Source organism: Paraburkholderia susongensis (genome assembly GCF_900177725.1).
Taxonomy (GTDB): Bacteria; Pseudomonadota; Gammaproteobacteria; order Burkholderiales; family Burkholderiaceae; genus Paraburkholderia; species Paraburkholderia susongensis.
The window spans coordinates 67,244-86,763 of record NZ_FXAT01000016.1; the positions used below are offsets into that span (position 1 = coordinate 67,244).

The window sequence follows — 19,520 nt, forward strand, 5'->3', positions numbered from 1 at the left end:
GATATCTTGCGTGTGCGCGGCCGTCAGATTCTCGACTCCCGTGGGCGCCCGACCGTCGAAGTCGACGTGGAACTGCGAGACGGGTCGTACGGACGCGCTTGTGCTCCATCAGGCGCATCGACGGGCAGGCACGAGGTTCTCGAATTGCGCGACGGCGACGATGGACTCCATGAGGGTCGAGGTGTTTCCAAAGCGGTGAACAACATTAACGGTGCGATCGCCGAGCTTCTCAAGGGGCGGCCCGCAACTTCGCAGGCCGGGCTCGACGAGGCTTTGCGCACTCACGACGGCACGGCGAACCTGTCCCGGCTGGGAGCGAACGCGGTCATTGCAACGTCGCTCGCGATCTGCAGAGCAGCCGCGATGCATGAGCGGCTTCCGCTGCACCGTTACATTGCGCAGCTCGTGGGGACGACGCGGACCTCGATGCCGATGCCGATGACCAATATCCTCAGCGGTGGCGCGCACGCCCGGCGAAGCATGGATTTTCAGGACTTCCTCGCCATCCCCGTCGGCGCGAAGACCTACGGTGATGCCCTGAACATGCTCGCAAGCGTGCGCTCGGCTGCGAGCGAGCTGCTGGCCGAAGACGGTATCACCACCCTGCTGGCAGACGAGGGCGGTCTCAGTCCGGGATATTCGTCTGCGGACGAGGCGTTTCAGCTGATGATGCGCGCATTTGAACGCGCGAAGCTGCGGCCGGGTCACGACATCGCAATCGCAATCGATGTCGCCGCGAGCGAGTTCTATCGTGACGGTAAATATCACCTGGCCGGCGAGCAGCGCACGCTCGACGGCGAAGAGATGGCGGAATACCTCGCGGATTTCATCCGGCGATATCCGTTGATTTCGATCGAGGACGCCTTCGAGCAGGACGACTGGTCTTCGTGGTCCTCATTCACGAAGCGCTTCCCGAACGTGCAAATCGTCGGTGACGACCTGTTTGTGACCAATCCCGAGCGCATCGCGCGCGGAATAGAAGTGGGCGCGGCCAACGCGACGCTTATCAAGGTGAACCAGAACGGCACGCTCTCCGGCGCGTTCGAAGCGATGAAGCGTGCACGGGCGGGGGGCTACGCGACCGTCGTATCCGCGCGTTCCGGGGAAACGGAAGACTCGTTTATTGCCGATCTGGCTGTCGGATCGGATGCGGGCCAAATCAAGATCGGCTCCGTGCGCAGTTCGGAACGTCTCGCGAAATATAACCAGCTAACGCGGATTGCAGAGCTGGAGGACGCGGAACTGACCTTTTCTTTTTCGTAGGGTGACGTCGGATAGCTCGTCATTACTTGATACCTAGGAAACGCATACTCATGACTCCTTCATACACACTCGCCACGTTCCGTCACCAGGGAAAACCCACTCCGGTGATTGAGGTCGATCGCCGTTATTGGCCAATTTCGACGGTGGCACCGGATCTGCTCCCCGCGGATTCCGCTCGCGGCCTGATGCAGCTTTTCGACGACTGGGAGCAGTCCCACAAACGTCTCGGCAGTCTTGCTGCGCGTCTTACATCCGAAGGCGCGCCTGGCGAGATTCAGGCTCCGCAATCGGCCGACGACATCCTCGCACCGTTGCTTTACCCGAACAAGCTGGTCATGTTGGGTGCCAACTATCTCGACCACATGCAACAGGACGCGGGTTATGCGGATTTCGACAAGTCATCGAAGATTCCTGTTTTGTTCATGAAGCCGCCTACTACGGCGATTGTGGGTAGTGGCGCTTCTGTGCCTTACCCGATCCAGACGCAAAAGTTCGATTGGGAAATCGAACTGGCCGTCGTCATCGGCAAGCGGGCGACAAGACTCACAGTGGAGAACGCGATGTCCTGCATCGCAGGCTACACAGTGGGTATCGACCTGTCGGCGCGCGACTGGCAGTTTCACGAAAAGCATCTGGTGAAATTCGATCTGTTCGGCGGCAAGGCATTTGACTCGAGCAATCCGCTCGGACCGTGCATCGTTCCCGCGGATCAAATCAATGCCAACGATCTGCAATTGACTCTCAAGGTCAACGGGGAGGTGAAGCAGCATGCCCGAACCAGTCTGATGATCTGGAACATCGCCGAGCAACTTGCTGCGATCACGGAACACGTGACGCTGGAACCCGGCGATATCGTCATGACCGGAACGCCCAGTGGCGTGGGCCTGAAGACCGGAACGTTCCTCAAGCCGGGCGACAGGCTGGACGCGGAAATCGAAGGGATCGGTCATCTGGCCGTCCAGGTGCAGGCATAGGAGGGGACGGCGATGATTGTCGAGCAACGGACTTACACGGTGAAACCGGGTGCGGTACCGGCGTATCTGGACCTCTACGTGCGGGAGGCGATGGAGGTCCAGAAGAAGCACCTTCCGCGGATGGTTGGGTACTTTTCGACCGATATCGGAGCGCTTAATCAGATCATTCATATGTGGGGCTACGCCGATCTCAACGAGCGGGCGCGATGCCGTGCTGCGCTGTATGAGGATCCGGCCTGGCAAGTGGTCGTGAAGAAGCTTCTCGAGATGATTGAGGTGATGGAAACCAGGATTCTCGTGCCGACCGCTTTTTCGCCAATCAAATGAAGGGGGAAACGTGGATACGACACAACTGGTTGACCTGAAAAGCCTCGAGGACGAGCGGTGCCGCGCGATGACGAGCGCCGACATGGCGGCGCTCGAACGACTGTTCAGCGACGACCTCATCTGGACGCACTCATCCGCTAAGGTCGACGGCAAAAGGGCGTTGCTGGCCAAGATCGAAAGCGGCGAGTCGCAGTATCTCTCCATGCACCGCGAGGACGAGAAGTACGTCATTTCGGCCGACGCTGCCATCGCGTCGGGGGCTGTCAGCATGGAGGTTCGTCTGGGCGGGGTCGAACGATCACTTCGCAGCCGATATACCAATGTCTGGTTTAGAGAGGGAGGCGTCTGGCGCGTCGTAGCGTGGCAATCGACTGCCGTACCGGCATAGTTTGAATTTGTCCTGTTCGGCGCAGCGGCACCGACAACCGCCGACAACATCCACCAGGAATCAGCACTGATCCATGAATGCATCCCCCCAAACAGTATCTGGCACACCGCCCACGGTGAAGCTTCTGATTGACGGTAAGCCAGTTGAATCCACTACCCAGGAGTGGCGAGAGGTGATTAACCCCGCTACCCAGGAAGTGCTTGCTACGGTCCCGTTCGCGACCGCAGACGAGATTGACCGTGCGATCCGTTCGGCGCACGCGGCTTTTGAAAAGTGGAAGCGTACCTCCGTGGGCGCACGCATGCGCATCATGCTGCGCTATCAGGCACTTGTGCGCGAACATCTGCCGCGCATCGCGAAGACATTGAGCGCGGAGCAGGGCAAAACCCTGGCCGACGCCGAGGGTGATATTTTCCGTGGGCTGGAGGTCGTCGAGCACGCTTGCTCGATCGGCAGCCTCGCGCAAGGAGAATTTCTCGAGAATGTCGCCGGCGGCGTAGACACCTATACGCTGCGCCAGCCAATCGGCGTCTGTGCGGGCATTACCCCGTTCAACTTCCCCGCGATGATCCCGCTGTGGATGTTTCCCATGGCCATCGTCTGCGGCAATACCTTCGTATTGAAGCCTTCCGAGCAGGACCCACTGTCGACTATGCAACTGGTCGAGCTTGCAATTGAAGCGGGCGTGCCGCCGGGCGTTCTGAACGTGGTGCACGGCGGCAAGGAAGTCGTCGATGCCCTGTGCACGCACGAACTCGTGAAGGCCGTTTCGTTCGTGGGGTCAACCGCGGTCGGCACTCACGTGTACCGGCTTGCGAGCGAACACGGCAAGCGCGTTCAGTCGATGATGGGCGCGAAGAACCATGCAGTGGTGCTGCCGGACGCGAACCGCGAGCACACCTTGAACGCTTTGGCCGGTGCCGGGTTCGGCGCTGCGGGTCAGCGCTGCATGGCGACTTCAGTCATCGTGTTTGTGGGCGAATCTCATCAGTGGCTGCCCGATCTGGTCGCCAAGGCGAAGCTGTTGAAGGTCAACGCCGGCAGCGAACCCGGAACGGACGTGGGACCGGTGATTTCACGCGCCGCGAAGGCGCGCATTCTTGCGCTACTGGAAACCGGTGTGGCCGAAGGCGCGACGCTGACCCTCGACGGCCGCGATATCAGCGTAAGCGGATACGAGGACGGGAACTTCGTCGGGCCGACAATTTTCTCGGACGTGACGACGGACATGCAGATTTACCGAACCGAAATCTTCGGTCCGGTGCTGCTCGTGATGTCTGTTCCGACGCTTGACGACGCAATCGCTCTCGTGAACGGCAACCCTTATGGAAACGGCGTGGGACTGTTCACCAGCAGTGGCGCTGCTGCCAGAAAGTTTCAAAGCGAAATCGATGTCGGCCAGGTTGGTATCAACATTCCGATTCCAGTACCGGTTCCGTACTTCAGTTTCACGGGCTCACGGGGCTCGAAACTGGGCGACCTTGGCCCTTATGGCAAACAGGTCGTGCAGTTTTACACCCAGACGAAAACCGTCACTGCACGCTGGTTCGACGACGCGACAGTGAATGACGGCGTCAATACGACGATCAGCCTTCGCTAGAAGCGCCATGTCTGCGCGGATCGATCAGGCATCAGACGAGATGTGTGTTCGGTCCGGGCATCGCCGTAAGGGCGTGGAGGAGACCTTTAAATTCGCCTGGGCGAAAGAGCGGTGAAGCGCCGGTCTATATCCCTGTGGATTGCGTCGTTCTAACTCGTGGGAGCTGAAACATGTCATATGCCGTGATCTGCCTGGACCGTCCCCATACTCGCGAGCTGCGGGACAGAACCCGGCTTGCGCATATGGAGTACATCAATGCGCACCGCGAACTCATGCAGCTCGGCGCCGCGCTTCTGGAAGACGCTGGCGAAGGCCGCATAGGCATGATGATCGCGATCGATTTGCCGAACCGCGAGGCAGTGGAAGAGTTCATGCGTAGCGAGCCTTACAACGCCGCCGGAATCTTTGAGAGCGTGATGATCCGCAAATGTGCCCGGGTCTTCCCGGAGACGGACCCCGCGCACTTCGACAATCTGCTGATTGAGGAGCGACGTAAGGCGGTCCTTCAAAAATAGGGTCGTTGGCGGTGTCAGCCGTGACCGGTCGTTGGCGAATCCACTCGCTTTCAGATTCGACCCAACCCTGAACGTTCTCGCGCTGCGAGAACTCGGGAATCGGCAGGAGTCCATATGCGATACACAATCGGAACGGATGCGATTGAATAAGTGCTGGTGCATGGTTCACTGGCAATTCATAGCAATGCCGACGGAACAGTTGCAGGGAGAATAGATATGAAAGTCGACGTGTTCGTTTCCTGGATCGGCGTTGGGCGGATCGGTGGCCCGATGGTCAGGCATCTCGTCAACGCCGGACTTCGAGTGAAGCTCTACGACCGTAGACCTGAGGCAGCCAACGCCATCGCAGCGGATAGAGCTGTCGTGGCATCCAGTGTGGCCGAGTGCCTGGCGGGCGCATCGATCATCTTTACGTCGTTGCCCAACGATGCGGCGCTCGAACAGGTCGTGCTGAATGACGACGGGACGCTGGCGCGATGCGCGGGGGCGGTTCTCGTCGAGACCAGCACGATCTCTCCGCGGCTTTCGCAGCGGGTTGCCGAGGCGTGCATCGCGCACGGCGTCGACTACGTCAGGCTGCCGGTGTCCGGCAACCCGGCGATTGCCGAACAGGCGCGGTTGAGCGCATATGCATCAGGTCCGCACGAAGCATGGGAACGTGTGCAGCCGATCGCTTCGCTTTTCAGCGCTTCGCAAACCTATATGGGCAGTGGAGACGAGGCGCGATATATGAAGCTCGTGCTCAACTGCCTCGTCGCAAACTTCGCACCGCTGATGGCGGAGTCGCTTGCCTTGGGTCGCCGCGGTGGCATCGGCTGGAAAGCGATGCTCGATGCGATCGGCGCTTCGCCTCTGTGTTCCCCATGGCTCAAGCTGAAGCTGCACGCGCTGGAAAACCGTGACTTTACGGCGACTTTTCCGCCCTACATGATCGCGAAGGATATCGATCTGATGCTCGACGCCGCGCGTGAACTCGGCGTGACGATGCCGATGACCGCCGCAACGCGCCAGACGATGCAAGGCATGTGCGCGGAACCATTTTGCGAGGAGGACTTCTTCGCGTTAGTCAAGGTGGTCGAGCGAAACTCGGGCATCGGCGATATCCCGTGCTGACGGATGAAGGAGCGTGGCGAATGGATGATGTGAAGAGCAGGGTACGACTGGATATCGTTCTTCGGCTGGAATCGATCCGGCAACAGGCGATGCTCGACCGGGACGTGTTGTTGTTGCGTGACCTCTTTGCGGAGGACGCGGTCTATACGCACTCGTCGGGCAACGTGCATGACAGAGAAGGGTATCTGCGCGCGTTATCCGCGGGTGAGTTCATTTACAGATTGATTGAAATTCGCGATCGCCACTGTCAGGTGTTGGAAGACACGGTCGTGATAACCGGCTATTCAACGCATGACGTGGACTTCCTATCCGGACCCAGGAAGCTGGAAGCGCGATTCCTGAGCGTCTGGATCAGGAGGCGGGACAAGTGGCGTCACGTTGCATGGCAGACTACGCCGCTCGATTAGTCATTTGTGGTGCCGGACAATGCTTACCGAGTCCCGGTACCATCTTCCCGGCAATTCAATGCGCGTTCTGCCCATCGCTGAATCCGTGGGCCCGCCTCTGCGCGATCTCCCAATCTTCCGACCTCTCGCATCTAGATGAAGGTGCGGAAGCATGCCTTCGATAGTCGCCACATTCAGCGTGGCGGATCGGAGCGTGTCACTCAACGAACAAAATTTTTTTGTCCGTGCCGCGCGGAACTATCAGCGTGGCAGCATCGATCCGTGACGTCGATAGAGAAGAATACATATCCGGCTAATCAATATACGCACAACTATCACGGCAATTTCGATTTTCAATTAGCGTATATGGAGTTGATGTCCTGTAATGACAGTGCTTTCTCAATCAACGATGGTCATTAAGGAGTGCAATAGAAATGTCAAAAGCCGCGAACCGATTGCTTCAAAGCCTCGTGGCCGCAACCTGTGTCGCCTTGGGCGTGTCTTCTCACGCCGCAGACATGACACGCGATAACGGCTCGCTTGTTGGCGACAACCAGAACTCGCAGACTGCCGGTCCGAATGGGCCGGCTTTGCTGCAGGATTCACAATTGATCGAGAAGCTGCAACGCTTCGATCGTGAACGCATTCCAGAACGAGTCGTGCACGCGCGCGGTACCGGCGCGTTCGGTGAGTTCGTACCTACAACGGACATCAGCGATCTGACGAAGGCGGAGGTGTTCACGCCGGGCACGAAGACGCCCGTGTTCGTGCGCTTCTCGACCGTGATGGGCTACCGCGGTTCACCGGAGCAGGCGCGCGATCCGCGCGGTTTTGCGATCAAGTTCTATACGGCGCAAGGCAACTGGGATCTCGTCGGCATCAACTGGCCGATTTTCTTCATTCGCGACGCGATCAAGTTCCCTGACTTCGTTCACGCGAACAAACCCAGTGCCGTGACTGGCGTTCAGGATCCGAACCTCGCGTTCGATTTCTTCGCGCACACGCCCGAGGCAACGAACATGCTCACGCACCTGTATACCGATGAGGGGATGCCTGACTCGTATCGGCACATGGACGGGTTCGGAGTGCATGCGTTCAAGCTCGTCAACGCTCAGGGCCAGGTGCACTACGTGAAGTTCCACTTCAGGAGCGAACAAGGTGTACACGGCATCCGTCCGCAGAATATCCCAGGTTCGATCGGCGCGGACTGGAACCTGATGACGAACGACCTGTATGGCGCACTGAAGGCGGGTAATGATCCGAAGTGGGATCTGTACGTCCAGGTGCTGACACCCGAGGATCTCGGCAAGTTCGATTTCGACGCGCTCGACGACACGAAGATCTGGACCGGTGTGCCCGAGCGCAAGATCGGCACATTGACGCTCAATCGCGTGCCCGACAATTACTTCGAGACGACCGAGGAATCGGCGTTCGCTCCTTCCCGGATGGTGCCGGGAATCGAGCCGTCTGAAGACCGTATGCTGCAGGGCCGGCTGTTCTCGTACGCCGACACGCAGATGTATCGTCTCGGTGCGAACTTTAACGACCTGCCGATCAACCGTCCGCGCGTTCCAGTGGTGAACAACAATCAGGACGGAGCGATGAACAGCGGCGATCGTAAAGGCGAAGTGAACTATGAGCCGTCGACTCTCGGCGAGATTCCGCAGGATCCGCGCTACAAGTACGTGCAGACACCACTTGCCGGCACGACACAGCAGGCCGCGATCCACAAGACGCTGAATTTCCGTCAGGCGGGCGAGTACTACCGTACGTTGTCCGAGCAGGAGAAGGAGGACCTTGTGACGGCGCTGTCGAGCGATCTCAGCCGCGTGACCAACGACACGAACAAATACACGATGCTGTCGTATTTCTTCAAGGCCGACACCGACTACGGTGCGCGCCTCGCCAAAGCCACGCATGCCGACCTGTCGCGCGTGAGGTCGCTCGCCGACAAACTCGCTGAAAACTGATCGCCCTTTCGGGCACGAAGGCCGCGCCGCGGCCTTCGTTCGTTTCCACTTATTTATCATTGCTCCACTGTGCGGAGCCTGCACCCGATGAACCGATTCCGATCCTTCCTGACCCGTGCGCTGTCCGCCGTTTCCCTCGGTGCCGCGGCTGTTGCTGCAACGGGATGCGTGCAGACGTCGTTACCCGATTCAGTCACGCCCAATCCAGGCCCGCGTGCCGATCTACGCCGCTACGACGCGGAATGGTTCGATGCAGCGCGCCTTGGCCGCGTCGATATTCTGCAGGCGCTCGTCAGCGCGCGCTACCCGATTGATGCGACGACCCGCGAAGGCTATACCGCGGTGATCCTTGCCGCGTACCGGCATCAGCCCGCGGCGCTCGACTACCTGTTGCGCGCAAAGGCCAATCCATGCCTCGGCGACCAGCACGGCAACACTGCGCTGATGGGCGCGATCTTCAAGGGGGACACTGCGATCTCGGAGCGCCTGATGAACACACGCTGTCCGATTGATGAGGCCAACAACGCGGGCGAAACGGCACTGTCGTTCGCCGCCCTGTTTGGCCGGCTTGACCTGCTGCCCGAACTTGTCGCGCGCGGCGCGAATCCCGATCATGCCGACGCGCTTGGCCGGACTGCGTTGCAGACCGCGATTCTGCAAGGCAATGAATCGGCGGTTGCCGCATTGGAAAAGGTGGGCGCAGCGCGCAACGAGGATCAGTCGCTGCGCAGCCATCCTTGATGGTCATGACGCGAGAGCGAGAGTTTTGCGAGTCGCCCAGTCCACCACTGCCGTCAGGTATACGAATCCGCCGCTCCAGACCAGCCATTCGTCCACGGCAGCGGCGAATATCCGCTAGCGACTTCCGCGAATGAGTACTTTCGGCCACGAAGCGGCATTCGAGCTTGCCAATACATCGGGCTTCACGGCGGCAATCGATCCGTAGTCCTCGCCCGCGCCTTCCCGGCATCCGAGAACGTGTCGGCAATCAGATTGCGCAGCCATTGGTTGCCGGGTTCCTTGTGTACTTTCGCATGCCAGAAAATGTTGATGCCGATCGTTGGCATTTCGACCGGATGCTTGACGTACGCGAGCTTGAATGGCGCCAGACACTCCATCGCGTAACGCTCCGGAACCGTGGCGATCATATCCGTATTCGAAAGGATATGCCCGACGGCGATGAAATGCGGCACGGTAAGCCGGATGTTTCTGTGAATGCCTTTTCGCTCGATCATCTCGTCTGCTTTCGCATGCCCTGTACCGGGGGAAACGACGACGACGTGATCGGCTTCGGTGAACTGCTTGAGGGAAATTCTTTTCCCTTGAAGCGGATGACCCTGGCGAAACATACATACATAAGCCTGCTGGAACAGGCTGCGTTGCAGGAATCCGGCCTTCAGTTGCGGCAGAAAGCCCATTGCGAGATCGACCTGTCCTACTTCCATCGCGTCCCTTAGATTCACCGCGGAGTTGCGCAGCGTGCTCACAGACACGTGGGGGGCGACGCGAGCCAGCCTGTCCATCAGCTTGGGCAGAAAATAGATTTCCCCTACATCGGCCATGCCGATGGTGAATCTTCGCGTACTCGTTGCGGGGGAAAACACAGGCTGCTGGTTCAACGAGCTTCGGATCGTAGTGAGCGCGACGCTGATCGGCTCTGCAAGTTGACTCGCATAGAGGGTCGGCTCCATTCCCTTCGATGTACGAATGAACAGTTCATCCTGGAGAAGTTTGCGCAACCGGCTGAGCGCGTTGCTCACCGACGGCTGTGTCAAACCAAGTTTGTCGGCCACCCTGGCTACACGGCGCTCGATCAGCAGTTCGTTAAAAACGACCAGCAGGTTCAGGTCAATGTCGTTCAGTTCCAACATATCATTCACGATGTAAATGTTGATAATTCACGATATCACGTTTACCAATGTTGGTGCGGTTCATAGAATTGGTCCATGAAAGATTACCGGGAAGAGCAAATCTCATGGATCTGATTGTCCGTCCGCTCAATCGCACGCTGGCTGTATCGCCGGGAGCCAATCTGCTGCAGTTGCTACGCGAGCACAACGTGCCCATTTCGTATAGCTGCACGGCCGGTCGATGTGGCACATGCCGCTGTAAGGTCACCCGCGGCCACCTCCTCGAGTCGGGGCCGGAGGCACAGACTTTCCGCGTGAAAGAGGGCCAGTTTGCGCTGGCCTGTATGAGCGTATTGACGGAAAGCTGCGAGATCGAAGTACCGGAACCCGACGAAATCGTCATTCATCCGGCGAGGGTGCTGAAGGCCACCGTCGTGGCGGTCGAGGACATGACGCACGACATCAAGCGAATCGTGCTTCGGCCAGCCAGGCCGTTGTCGTTCTCACCCGGGCAATACGCGCAGCTCCAGTTCACTCCGGCCCACATCCGGCCATACTCGATGGCAGGTCTCGCGTCAGACGAAGAACTGGAATTCCACGTTCGTCTGGTCCCCGGTGGCCGGGTATCGAGCTATATCAGTTCTAAAGTCGCTGTCGGTCATCCGGTGCGCGTGAGCGGACCGCTCGGCACGGCATATCTACGCGAAAAACACATTGGGCCGATGTTGTGCGTGGCTGGCGGGACCGGTCTCGCACCGATCCTGTCGATCATTCGCGGCGCCATCCGCGCGGGCTTGGTAAACCCTATCTATCTGTACTTCGGTGTGAGATCCCCACTAGATGTCTACGGGGAGAACTGGCTGCAAGACCTTGCCCGCGAGTATCCCAACCTGTCGGTTCAGGTGATCCCTGCCTCGGATGCGACGGGACTGGCGAGACGCACTGGCCTCGTTACCGATGCAATAGCCAGTGACTGGGGCGACGGTCTGAAAGATTTTCGCGCCTACCTTTGCGGCTCGCCTCCCATGGTGGAGGCAGCCTCACTTCTTCTTGAACAACGCGGAATACCGCCCGAGCACATCTACGCCGACGCCTTCTACTCGAGCGGCACGTAAATCGGAGACAACCACCATGCAAAGTCACACCATTGAACCAGAGCAAGCGCAGGCGAGGCGCGAGTACTACGACCGCATCAGCCGGCAGAACCTGACTCCGTTATGGGAAGTGCTTGGGAAGCTGGTCACGCCGACGCCGGGCTCTCCCGCCGTAGCGGCCCTGTGGCGTTACGCGGAGATTCGCGAACCCCTCATGGAAGCCGGTCGCCTCATTAGTGCGGCCGAGGCTGAACGCCGTGTACTGATCCTGGAGAACCCAGCGCTGCGTGGGCGTTCTGCCATCACGCAAACCCTGTACGCGGGCGTGCAGATGGTCTTGCCCGGCGAGGTGGCTGCCGCGCATCGCCACACACAGTCGGCGCTGAGGCTTCTGCTCGAGGGCGATGCCGCCTATACGGCGGTCGATGGAGAGCGCGCCACGATGCACAGAGGAGACTTCATCCTGACTCCTTCGTGGACATGGCACGACCACGGAAATCCTGGCACTCAGCCGGCCGTTTGGCTCGATGGGCTCGACGTGCCCCTGGTGCAATTCCTCGATGCCAGCTTTTCCGAGCGCTCGAGCGCGGCCACTCAACCGCCCGTCAGGCCCGAAGGCGACAGCCTGAAGCGATACGGCGCGAACATGCTGCCTGTCGACTACCAGCCCGTTGGCGTCTCATCGAGCCCTGTGCTCGTCTATCCCTATGAGCGTACCAGGGAATCGCTGCTGGGGATTTCTCACGGCGAACCGGACGAACATCTCGGCTTCAAGCTGCGTTATGTGAACCCTGCCACCGGCGGATCGCCGATGCCGACGATCGGCGCCTATGCACAGAGGCTCCCCTCCGGTTTCGAAACCCGGCCTTATCGCTGCACGGACGGTACCGTCTACGTCTGTCTGGAGGGTTCCGGCCATGCCGAAATTAGCGGAACCACGCACAGCTTTGGTCCTAATGACATCTTTATTGTTCCTTCCTGGAATGAGCTGCGCATCCACGCAACAAAGGACACGCACCTGTTCAGTTTCAGCGATCGTCCGGTCCATCAGGCGCTTGGCTTGTGGCGCGAATCGCGGGAGTAAGAGAAATGAATAACCAAATGGATTTGGCAGTTCCGGCTTCGCCCCTTTACTCGCTGACCGTACATGGAAGCGAAAAGCGTTTTCCGGTCAATCGCATCTTCTGTGTCGGCCGCAACTACGCCGCTCACGCGCGAGAGATGGGCAAGGATCCCGAGCGGGATCCGCCGTTTTTCTTCATGAAGCCGGCCAGCGCCATCGTAGACGCCTCGGCTCCTGTGTCGGTTCCGTATCCGTCGATGACCTCGAACTATCAGTACGAGATCGAGCTCGTGGTCGCCGTCGGCAAGGGCGGCTTCGAGATTCCGGCGAGCCAGGCGCTCAATCATGTGTTCGGTTACGCCGTTGGACTGGACATGACACGCCGTGATCTGCAGCTTGCGGCTCGCGACGCAGGCCGGCCATGGGAGTTTGGAAAGAGCTTCAGCAACTCGGCTCCGGTTGGGGCATTGCATCCCGTCGGGAAAGCCGGGCATGTGACGTCGGCGGCAATTGAATTGACGGTCAACGGGTCGACCAGGCAGGCATCCGACGTGGCAAAGCTCATCTGGTCGACTGCGGAGTGTATCGCGCACCTGTCTCTCCATGAACCGCTGCGCCCCGGCGATCTGATCATGACCGGAACACCGGAAGGTGTCGGTCCCGTGGTGGTTGGAGATGTGATGCGCGGCCGAATCGACGGACTCCCGGAAGTGGTCGTGACCGTAATCCAGCAGAAGATGGAGGCAGCGCAATGACATCCACGATATTTCCTCAAACCATCAAGTGGGAAGGCGAGGGTACCAGCCGCATCCCGTTCATGGCGTACACCGACGAGTCGATCTACAGGAAAGAGCTGGAGAGGTTCTTCTATCGCAAGCACTGGTGCTATGTCGGCCTTGAAGCTGAGATTCCGAACCCGGGCGACTTCACCCGTACCGTGATTGGCGAGCGGTCCGTCATCATGGTCCGGGGCGCGGACAACAATGTCAACGTCATAGAGAATGCGTGTGCCCATCGCGGCATGGCGTTTTGCAGAGAGCGTCACGGGAACAGGAAAGACGGCTTCACCTGTCCGTACCACCAATGGAATTACACGTTGGAGGGCGATCTGCAGGGCGTTCCGTTTCGCCGGGGTGTGAAGCAGGACGGTAAGGTGCTCGGCGGCATGCCGGCCGACTTCAAGATGCAGGACAACGGCTTGACGAAGTTGAAGGTTGCAACGCGGGGCGGGGTCGTTTTCGCCTCGTTCGACCACGAGATCGAGTCGTTCGAGGATTTCCTCGGCCCGACGATCCTGCAGTGTTTCGACAGGACTTTCAACGGCCGGAGGCTGAAGGTTCTCGGATATAACCGGCAGCGCATTCCGGGCAACTGGAAGCTGATGCAGGAGAACATTAAGGATGCCTACCATCCTGGTCTTCTGCATACGTGGTTCGTGACCTTCGGGCTCTGGCGTGCCGATAACCGGTCGGCCCTGAAGATGGACGCGCACAACCGGCATGCCGCAATGATCTCCACGAGAGGCAACTCGCTGAAGGCGTCAGAGGTTTCGCAGGTCGCGCGCTTCAAGGAGGACATGCAACTCAATGATCCGCGCTTCCTCGATATCGTGGCGGAGCCCTGGTGGGGCGGCCCGACTGCGGTCATGACGACCATTTTCCCGAGTGTCATTCTGCAGCAGTCGGTCAACAGTATCTCGACGCGGCAGATTCAGCCGAACGGACACGGCTCATTCGACTTCTTCTGGACGCACTTCGCGTTCGAGGACGATTCCGAAGAGATGATCCAGCGGCGGCTCAGACAAGCCAACCTGTTCGGTCCGGCAGGCTTCGTCTCTGCCGACGATGGCGAGGTGATCGAATTCTCCCAGTCGTCGTTCGAAAGCCGGCCGTTTCATCGGACACTCGCCGAGCTCGGCGGGCATGAGGTCGCCGATACCGATCACATGGTCAGCGATACGCTCATTCGCGGCATGTACCGCTACTGGCGCGAAGTCATGGAGGCACCGGAATGATGGAGAACCTGAAAAACTGGATGGCGCTGACGCAGCTGTATGCGGACTATGCGAGCGCAGTGGACTCCGGTAACTGGAACCTGTGGCCGGAGTTCTTCACCGAGCAGTGTGTCTACCGCCTGCAGCCCCGGGAGAACTTCGAGCGCGGATTTCCGCTGGCGACACTTTCGTTCGAAAGCAAGGGGATGCTCAAGGATCGCGTCTACGGCATCAATGAGACGCTTTTTCACGACCCGTACTATCAGCGGCATATCGTCGGCGCGCCGCTGGTTCGCAAAGTCGAGGACGGCCGCATCTACAGCGAAGCCAATTACGTCGTGATCCGCACGAAGCTGAACCAGTTGTCGACCGTGTTCAACGCGGGTCGTTACGTCGACGAAGTCGTTGCGACCTCTGACGGTCTGAAGTTTGCATCGCGTCTCGCGATCTACGACAGCGAAATGATTCCGAACTCCATCATCTACCCGGTCTGATCATGAATACTGATACGAATTTTTCGTGGCAGGACGCCATCGCGGTCGAAGACGTGCCCGCCGACGACGTGGTCGGGGTAATCGTCGCGGGAAAGGACCTTGCCATCTACTGCGTGGATGGCGACGTCTTCGTCTCCGACAACCTGTGTACCCACGGCCACGCACGGCTTTGCGACGGCTTTCTCGAAGGTCACGAAATCGAATGCCCGTTGCACCAGGGAAAGTTCGACGTTCGCTCAGGCGAGCCGACCTGTGCCCCGGTAACCCAGGCCATTCGGACCTATCCCGTCAGGATCGAGAACGGCCGGGTTTACGTCGCCTTTGAGTAACGAGGCGTTCCACCAGAACATACAAGGATGTTTCGATGAAGCCAGTTTTTGATTTCTTCTGCCACTCGCCGACCATCATGTTCGGCGCTGGCCGCGCGAACGAGGTGAGTGCGCGATTGCGCGAGCTAGGGCGGTCGAGGGCGCTTGTCGTCACAACCGCTTCGGGACAGCGGCGCTACGCTCAGGTGATCGAATCGATGGGCGCAGCGGTCAAGGCAAGCTTTACCGGTGCGCAGCCTCATTGTCCTATTGAAGTAGCGAATGCGGCACTCGACGCGTTCCGCCAGCGGGAATGTGATGCCGTCGTCACCATCGGTGGTGGATCGACTATCGGCGTTGGCAAATATATCGCGGTAGAGACCGGCGCGCCTCATATCGCATTGCCGACCACGCTTTCGGGGTCGGAGATGACGCCGCTGTTCGGCGTGCTGGTGGATGGCGAAAAGCGCAGCAGGCGTGAACCCAGGGCGCTCGCCAATACCGTGATTGTCGATCCGATGCTTGCGCAATCGTTGCCGATCCGGGAGACCGCGACCACCGGCATGAACGCGCTCGCGCATTGCATCGAGGCGCTGTATGTCCCAAAGAGCAATCCATTGACGAGCCAGCTCGCGCTGACCGGGATCGACATGCTCTACCGCGCGCTGAAGAAACTGGCCGATGAACCCGCTGACGTGGAGGCCCGCACCCAGGCAGCTTATGGCGCAACGATCGGCGGCCTGATGGTCAATTCGGTCGGCATCGGCATGCATCACCGGATCTGTCACATACTGGGCGGGCGCTTCGAGGTGCCCCACGGCGAATCCAACTGTGTCGTACTGCCACATGTACTGGCTTATAACGCGCCGGCGATACCTGAGGCATGCGCGACGATGGAGTCGGTGATGGGCGCACATCCCGCGGTGGCACTGCAGCGACTCGTATGCGATCTTGGTGCGCCCGTCGCGCTAAGCGAACTGGGCGTTGCGGCGGACAGCATCGCGGCCATCGCCAGTGAGTCCTTCCACCACATCGATCACAACCCATTGCCGGTTGACGAGGCAGCCGTGCTCAGGCTGTTGCAGGCCGCGTGGGCCGGGCAGGAGCCGTCCGTGATGCAGGCGCACTAGGGGCATTGCTCGCTTCATCCGGCGTTAGCGGTTTTCGCCTTGTGGCCGCCGGCGGCTTGCACGTATCACATGACCAGAACGATCACAGAAAAACACGCCATCTCTCGCATATTGATTAGTAGACCGTAAGTTATAAAAAAATGGTCGTTGGAACAAAGGAGACTTCAATGGAAATGCCCGGTGCGTTGAGGGGTGTCGCTTTCTTTTCGTTTGTGCAAGTGTCATGCCTCGCATACGGCCAAAGCAGCATTACGCTATACGGCATCATCGATACAGGAGTTGAATACTATAACCATGCTGCTGGTGGCGGCAGTTTCGTCGGTGTGCCCACATTGACTGGCGAAGTGCCTTCGGAGTGGGGATTGACGGGCTCGGAGGATCTCGGCGGAGGCAACAAAGCGTTTTTCAAGCTGGAGAACGGCTTCGCGCCGGGCACCGGCGGTTTCGATTACGGTGGCCGCTTGTTCGGGCGAGCAGCGAACGTGGGGCTGGAGACCGCGTACGGCTCGCTGACGCTTGGGCGGCAGCTCAACATGACGGCTTATTCTCTCCTGAACGCCGACGTTATCGGGCCGTCGATTCATTCACTGTACGTCTTCGACAATTATCTCCCCAATGCACGCAGCGACAACGCCATCGGCTATATGGGAAAGTTTGCGGGCCTGACCATCGGCGCGACATATAGTTTCGGCCGGGACGCAGCTGGTCCCGCCGGCCCTTCTGCAACGAATTGCCCGGGACAGGTGCCCGGCGATTTCCTGGCCTGCAAGCAATACACCGCCCTGATTGCCTACGATTCGTCGAGCTTTGGCGCAGCGGTGTCGTATGACCAGATGCGTGGTAACGAGGGTGCGTCTGCACCGCTGACCAGTAGCGACTACACGGACACACGCTCTGTCGTCGATGGCTATTTCAAGCTGACCAGCCTGAAAGTAGGCGGTGGCTGGATTCACCGCAGCCTGTCGGCCGGTGTCGCAAGCACGCTGTATAACCTGTATTTCCTCGGACTCAGCTATGTGCCGATCGCCTCGCTGGTGATTGACGCGCAGGTCGCCAAGTACATCCAGCTACGCGTGACGAGTTCGACCGGGCTGGTTGCGCGCGCCAGCTATTTTCTGAGCAAGAACACCTCCGTCTATTCTTCCGTGGGTTACATGATCAACGGCCGAAACGGCAGCACGTCGGTGGCCGCCGGCGGTACGGTCGAGCCAGGCGCGGAACAGGTTGGCGTGATGCTCGGTGTGCGTCACGCATTCTGAACCTCGGGACCCACGTGCAAAGCATACGTTGACCCGCGGCGAGTGACCGCAACGAAGCCTGGCGTCGTCGCGCTACATGGGGGGCGACGCTACGCGCCCATGAATGGGGGTGTTTGTACGGCACACTCCGACGACAGTGCGTGCGAGGTGGCTGCGTCGATGGAAGGAGCGGGACGATGCTCGCCGAAGTAAAGGGTGCGGCGCTCGAAAATCGTGTAGATCTCGCCCGCCGAAAGCAGTTTTTCACGGCCGTACGAGCGAGCCGGTGCCAACAGATGATATTTCGCCTCCGCGCCTTCAAACTGAATCTCGATGAGTGATTTGTCGACCAGTTCGCCGACGCAGTCCATCACGGCTTCGTTGGAGAGCATGGCGTCGCATGCGATCAGGCACGCCGCTTCCGCAGCGAAGGTGCCGTTGAAGACGCTCAGACGTCTAAACACTATCTGCTCGATGGCGTTGAGCATCTCGAAGCTCCAGTCGAATGAGGCGCGCAGGGTTCGATGTCTGGGCTGGGCCGTTCGATAACCACCTGCCAGATAGAGCAGAGGCTCGTCGAGCCCCTCGCAGATACCTTCCAGGCCGAGTACGGAAGCGCGGCCGGCGGCCAGTTCGAGTGCGAGCGGAATGCCTTCGAGGCAACGGCATATCTTCTCGACGACGCTGAGCCGATCGTGGCTCATGTCGACATTCACGCCGTTCGAGAACAGGCGCCTCAGGAAGAGACTGACCGCCGGAGAGCGGAACGTGGCATCCGGGCTATCGCCTGCTTCAGGGAGGGCGAGCGGGCCGACACGATAGACGACTTCGAGGGACACACGCAAACGGAACCTGCTGGTGCAGAGGATGCGAACCTGGGGATTGGCGCGGCTGATCAGCCCTACGATTTCGGCCACGTGCTCCACGACGTGCTCGGCGTTGTCGATGACGAGCAAGCCTCGCATTCCCGCCAGCACGCTCGCCATGAGCTGGAGATCAGGCTCATCCTCGTCGAGCGGGTGGCCGCAGACGTCAGCGAACGCGCGCATTACCGCCCCGCGTGTCCGGTGCGTCGCGAGTTCGACGAGGAAGACCTCGACAGCCTGTTCCGCAGCGAGCAGGCGCGCGACTTCCCGGGCAATTCTTGTCTTCCCGATGCCGCCCGCGCCAACGAGCGTCAGGATGCGCGCCGAGGCCATCAGAGAGCGTATTTCGGCTATTGCGGCTTCGCGCCCGAGCAGCGCTTCGCCTGCCGGCATCTGGCTGGACCTGGCGGTTGGTCCGGGTTCGGGGCGCGGCAACGGTATGATCCTCGCGTCGGGGCCAGGGGCCACCAATTGATACCCGCGTCCCGGCACCGTCAGGATCAGCTTGCGATCCGTGCCTAGCGCCTTGCGGATCGCCGAAAGCTGAACGTGAATGTTGTTTTCCTCGACGATCGTATCGGGCCAGACAGTCTCCATGAGTTCATCTTTGGAAACGATGCGTCCGCCCGCGAGGGCGATGGTCGCAAGCACATCGAATGCGCGCGATCCGAGATCCGCCACTTTGCCGCCGCGACGTAGCGCCCGTACGCCGAGATCTACCTCGCATTCGCCAACCTGAATAATCTGCGCGCGCGGATCGAACGATCGGGAGTCGGTTATCGCGTGGTTCATGTCTGCAGTTCCGTCCGACTTACTCGGCAAGGGGCTTGGGGGCGCGGCAACCTGCCCGGTCATTGGCGCTCCGATGCTGCGAGCAGGCCGATTGTGCGCCGGCCGTGTAGAGACGGATGATAGGAGAAGCGTCTTTTCCTCACCCTTACTCCAAAA

20 protein-coding genes are annotated in these 19,520 nt (G+C 59.7%); 18 read left to right on the forward strand and 2 right to left on the reverse strand.

The features are described from left to right. Positions 1 to 3 precede the first annotated feature (3 nt). From eno to B9Z01_RS30735, 10 genes are all read left to right on the forward strand, one after another. A complete protein-coding gene (gene eno, locus B9Z01_RS30690; RefSeq protein WP_143809116.1) occupies positions 4 to 1,263 on the forward strand; it encodes a phosphopyruvate hydratase in 1,260 nt (419 codons plus the stop codon). Positions 1,264 to 1,313: 50 nt separating this feature from the next. Next, the gene (locus B9Z01_RS30695) at positions 1,314 to 2,237 is read left to right on the forward strand and encodes a fumarylacetoacetate hydrolase family protein (RefSeq protein WP_085489307.1); all 924 of its coding nucleotides are present in this window, start codon (positions 1,314 to 1,316) and stop codon (positions 2,235 to 2,237) included. Positions 2,238 to 2,249: 12 nt separating this feature from the next. Then, a complete protein-coding gene (locus B9Z01_RS30700) occupies positions 2,250 to 2,564 on the forward strand; it encodes an NIPSNAP family protein (RefSeq protein ID WP_085489308.1) in 315 nt (104 codons plus the stop codon). Between the two features lie 10 nt (positions 2,565 to 2,574). Continuing rightward, positions 2,575 to 2,952 carry a nuclear transport factor 2 family protein gene (locus B9Z01_RS30705; protein WP_085489309.1) on the forward strand — a complete coding sequence of 126 codons (378 nt, stop codon included), beginning with the start codon at positions 2,575 to 2,577 and terminating at the stop codon, positions 2,950 to 2,952. Between the two features lie 73 nt (positions 2,953 to 3,025). Then, complete coding sequence (locus tag B9Z01_RS30710) at positions 3,026 to 4,552, forward strand: CoA-acylating methylmalonate-semialdehyde dehydrogenase (protein ID WP_085489310.1); 1,527 nt, start codon at positions 3,026 to 3,028, stop codon at positions 4,550 to 4,552. 170 nt (positions 4,553 to 4,722) lie between these two features. Further along, on the forward strand, positions 4,723 to 5,067 hold the full coding sequence (locus B9Z01_RS30715; protein ID WP_085489311.1) for a YciI family protein: 345 nt from the start codon (positions 4,723 to 4,725) through the stop codon (positions 5,065 to 5,067). Positions 5,068 to 5,283: 216 nt separating this feature from the next. Beyond that, the gene (locus tag B9Z01_RS30720; protein WP_085489312.1) at positions 5,284 to 6,180 is read left to right on the forward strand and encodes an NAD(P)-dependent oxidoreductase; all 897 of its coding nucleotides are present in this window, start codon (positions 5,284 to 5,286) and stop codon (positions 6,178 to 6,180) included. Positions 6,181 to 6,200: 20 nt separating this feature from the next. After that, a complete protein-coding gene (locus B9Z01_RS30725; protein WP_085489313.1) occupies positions 6,201 to 6,587 on the forward strand; it encodes a nuclear transport factor 2 family protein in 387 nt (128 codons plus the stop codon). Between the two features lie 413 nt (positions 6,588 to 7,000). Next, positions 7,001 to 8,536 (forward strand): catalase, encoded by a 1,536-nt coding sequence (locus tag B9Z01_RS30730; protein WP_085489314.1) that lies wholly within the window; start codon positions 7,001 to 7,003, stop codon positions 8,534 to 8,536. Between the two features lie 87 nt (positions 8,537 to 8,623). After that, positions 8,624 to 9,277: an ankyrin repeat domain-containing protein gene (locus B9Z01_RS30735; RefSeq protein WP_085489315.1), complete on the forward strand. Its 654-nt coding sequence runs from the start codon at positions 8,624 to 8,626 to the stop codon at positions 9,275 to 9,277. A gap of 182 nt (positions 9,278 to 9,459) precedes the next feature. Here the strand turns inward: B9Z01_RS30735 and B9Z01_RS30740 are convergent, their stop codons facing one another. After that, positions 9,460 to 10,404 (reverse strand): LysR family transcriptional regulator, encoded by a 945-nt coding sequence (locus B9Z01_RS30740; protein ID WP_085489383.1) that lies wholly within the window; start codon positions 10,402 to 10,404, stop codon positions 9,460 to 9,462. Positions 10,405 to 10,511: 107 nt separating this feature from the next. Between B9Z01_RS30740 and B9Z01_RS30745 the strand changes: the two genes are divergently transcribed. The 8 genes from B9Z01_RS30745 (at position 10,512) to B9Z01_RS30780 (ending at position 17,727) form a co-directional block, all read left to right on the forward strand. Further along, positions 10,512 to 11,501 carry a 2Fe-2S iron-sulfur cluster-binding protein gene (locus B9Z01_RS30745; protein WP_085489316.1) on the forward strand — a complete coding sequence of 330 codons (990 nt, stop codon included), beginning with the start codon at positions 10,512 to 10,514 and terminating at the stop codon, positions 11,499 to 11,501. 16 nt (positions 11,502 to 11,517) lie between these two features. Further along, the gene (gene gtdA / locus B9Z01_RS30750; RefSeq protein WP_085489317.1) at positions 11,518 to 12,564 is read left to right on the forward strand and encodes a gentisate 1,2-dioxygenase; all 1,047 of its coding nucleotides are present in this window, start codon (positions 11,518 to 11,520) and stop codon (positions 12,562 to 12,564) included. Between the two features lie 17 nt (positions 12,565 to 12,581). After that, a complete protein-coding gene (locus B9Z01_RS30755) occupies positions 12,582 to 13,298 on the forward strand; it encodes a fumarylacetoacetate hydrolase family protein (protein WP_085489318.1) in 717 nt (238 codons plus the stop codon). Beyond that, positions 13,295 to 14,557, forward strand: coding sequence for an aromatic ring-hydroxylating dioxygenase subunit alpha (locus B9Z01_RS30760; protein WP_085489319.1), 1,263 nt, complete (start codon positions 13,295 to 13,297; stop codon positions 14,555 to 14,557). The genes B9Z01_RS30755 and B9Z01_RS30760 overlap by 4 nt, the downstream gene beginning before the upstream one ends. Beyond that, complete coding sequence (locus tag B9Z01_RS30765) at positions 14,554 to 15,030, forward strand: aromatic-ring-hydroxylating dioxygenase subunit beta (RefSeq protein ID WP_085489320.1); 477 nt, start codon at positions 14,554 to 14,556, stop codon at positions 15,028 to 15,030. The genes B9Z01_RS30760 and B9Z01_RS30765 overlap by 4 nt, the downstream gene beginning before the upstream one ends. Positions 15,031 to 15,032: 2 nt before the next feature. Further along, on the forward strand, positions 15,033 to 15,359 hold the full coding sequence (locus B9Z01_RS30770) for a non-heme iron oxygenase ferredoxin subunit (RefSeq protein ID WP_085489321.1): 327 nt from the start codon (positions 15,033 to 15,035) through the stop codon (positions 15,357 to 15,359). Positions 15,360 to 15,436: 77 nt separating this feature from the next. Continuing rightward, on the forward strand, positions 15,437 to 16,468 hold the full coding sequence (locus B9Z01_RS30775) for a maleylacetate reductase (protein ID WP_167387590.1): 1,032 nt from the start codon (positions 15,437 to 15,439) through the stop codon (positions 16,466 to 16,468). 173 nt (positions 16,469 to 16,641) lie between these two features. Then, positions 16,642 to 17,727 (forward strand): porin, encoded by a 1,086-nt coding sequence (locus B9Z01_RS30780; protein WP_085489384.1) that lies wholly within the window; start codon positions 16,642 to 16,644, stop codon positions 17,725 to 17,727. Positions 17,728 to 17,816: 89 nt separating this feature from the next. On the opposite strand, the gene B9Z01_RS30785 is transcribed toward B9Z01_RS30780, so the two are convergent. Beyond that, the gene (locus tag B9Z01_RS30785) at positions 17,817 to 19,364 is read right to left on the reverse strand and encodes an ATP-binding protein (protein WP_167387591.1); all 1,548 of its coding nucleotides are present in this window, start codon (positions 19,362 to 19,364) and stop codon (positions 17,817 to 17,819) included. Between the last annotated feature and the right edge of the window lie 156 nt (positions 19,365 to 19,520).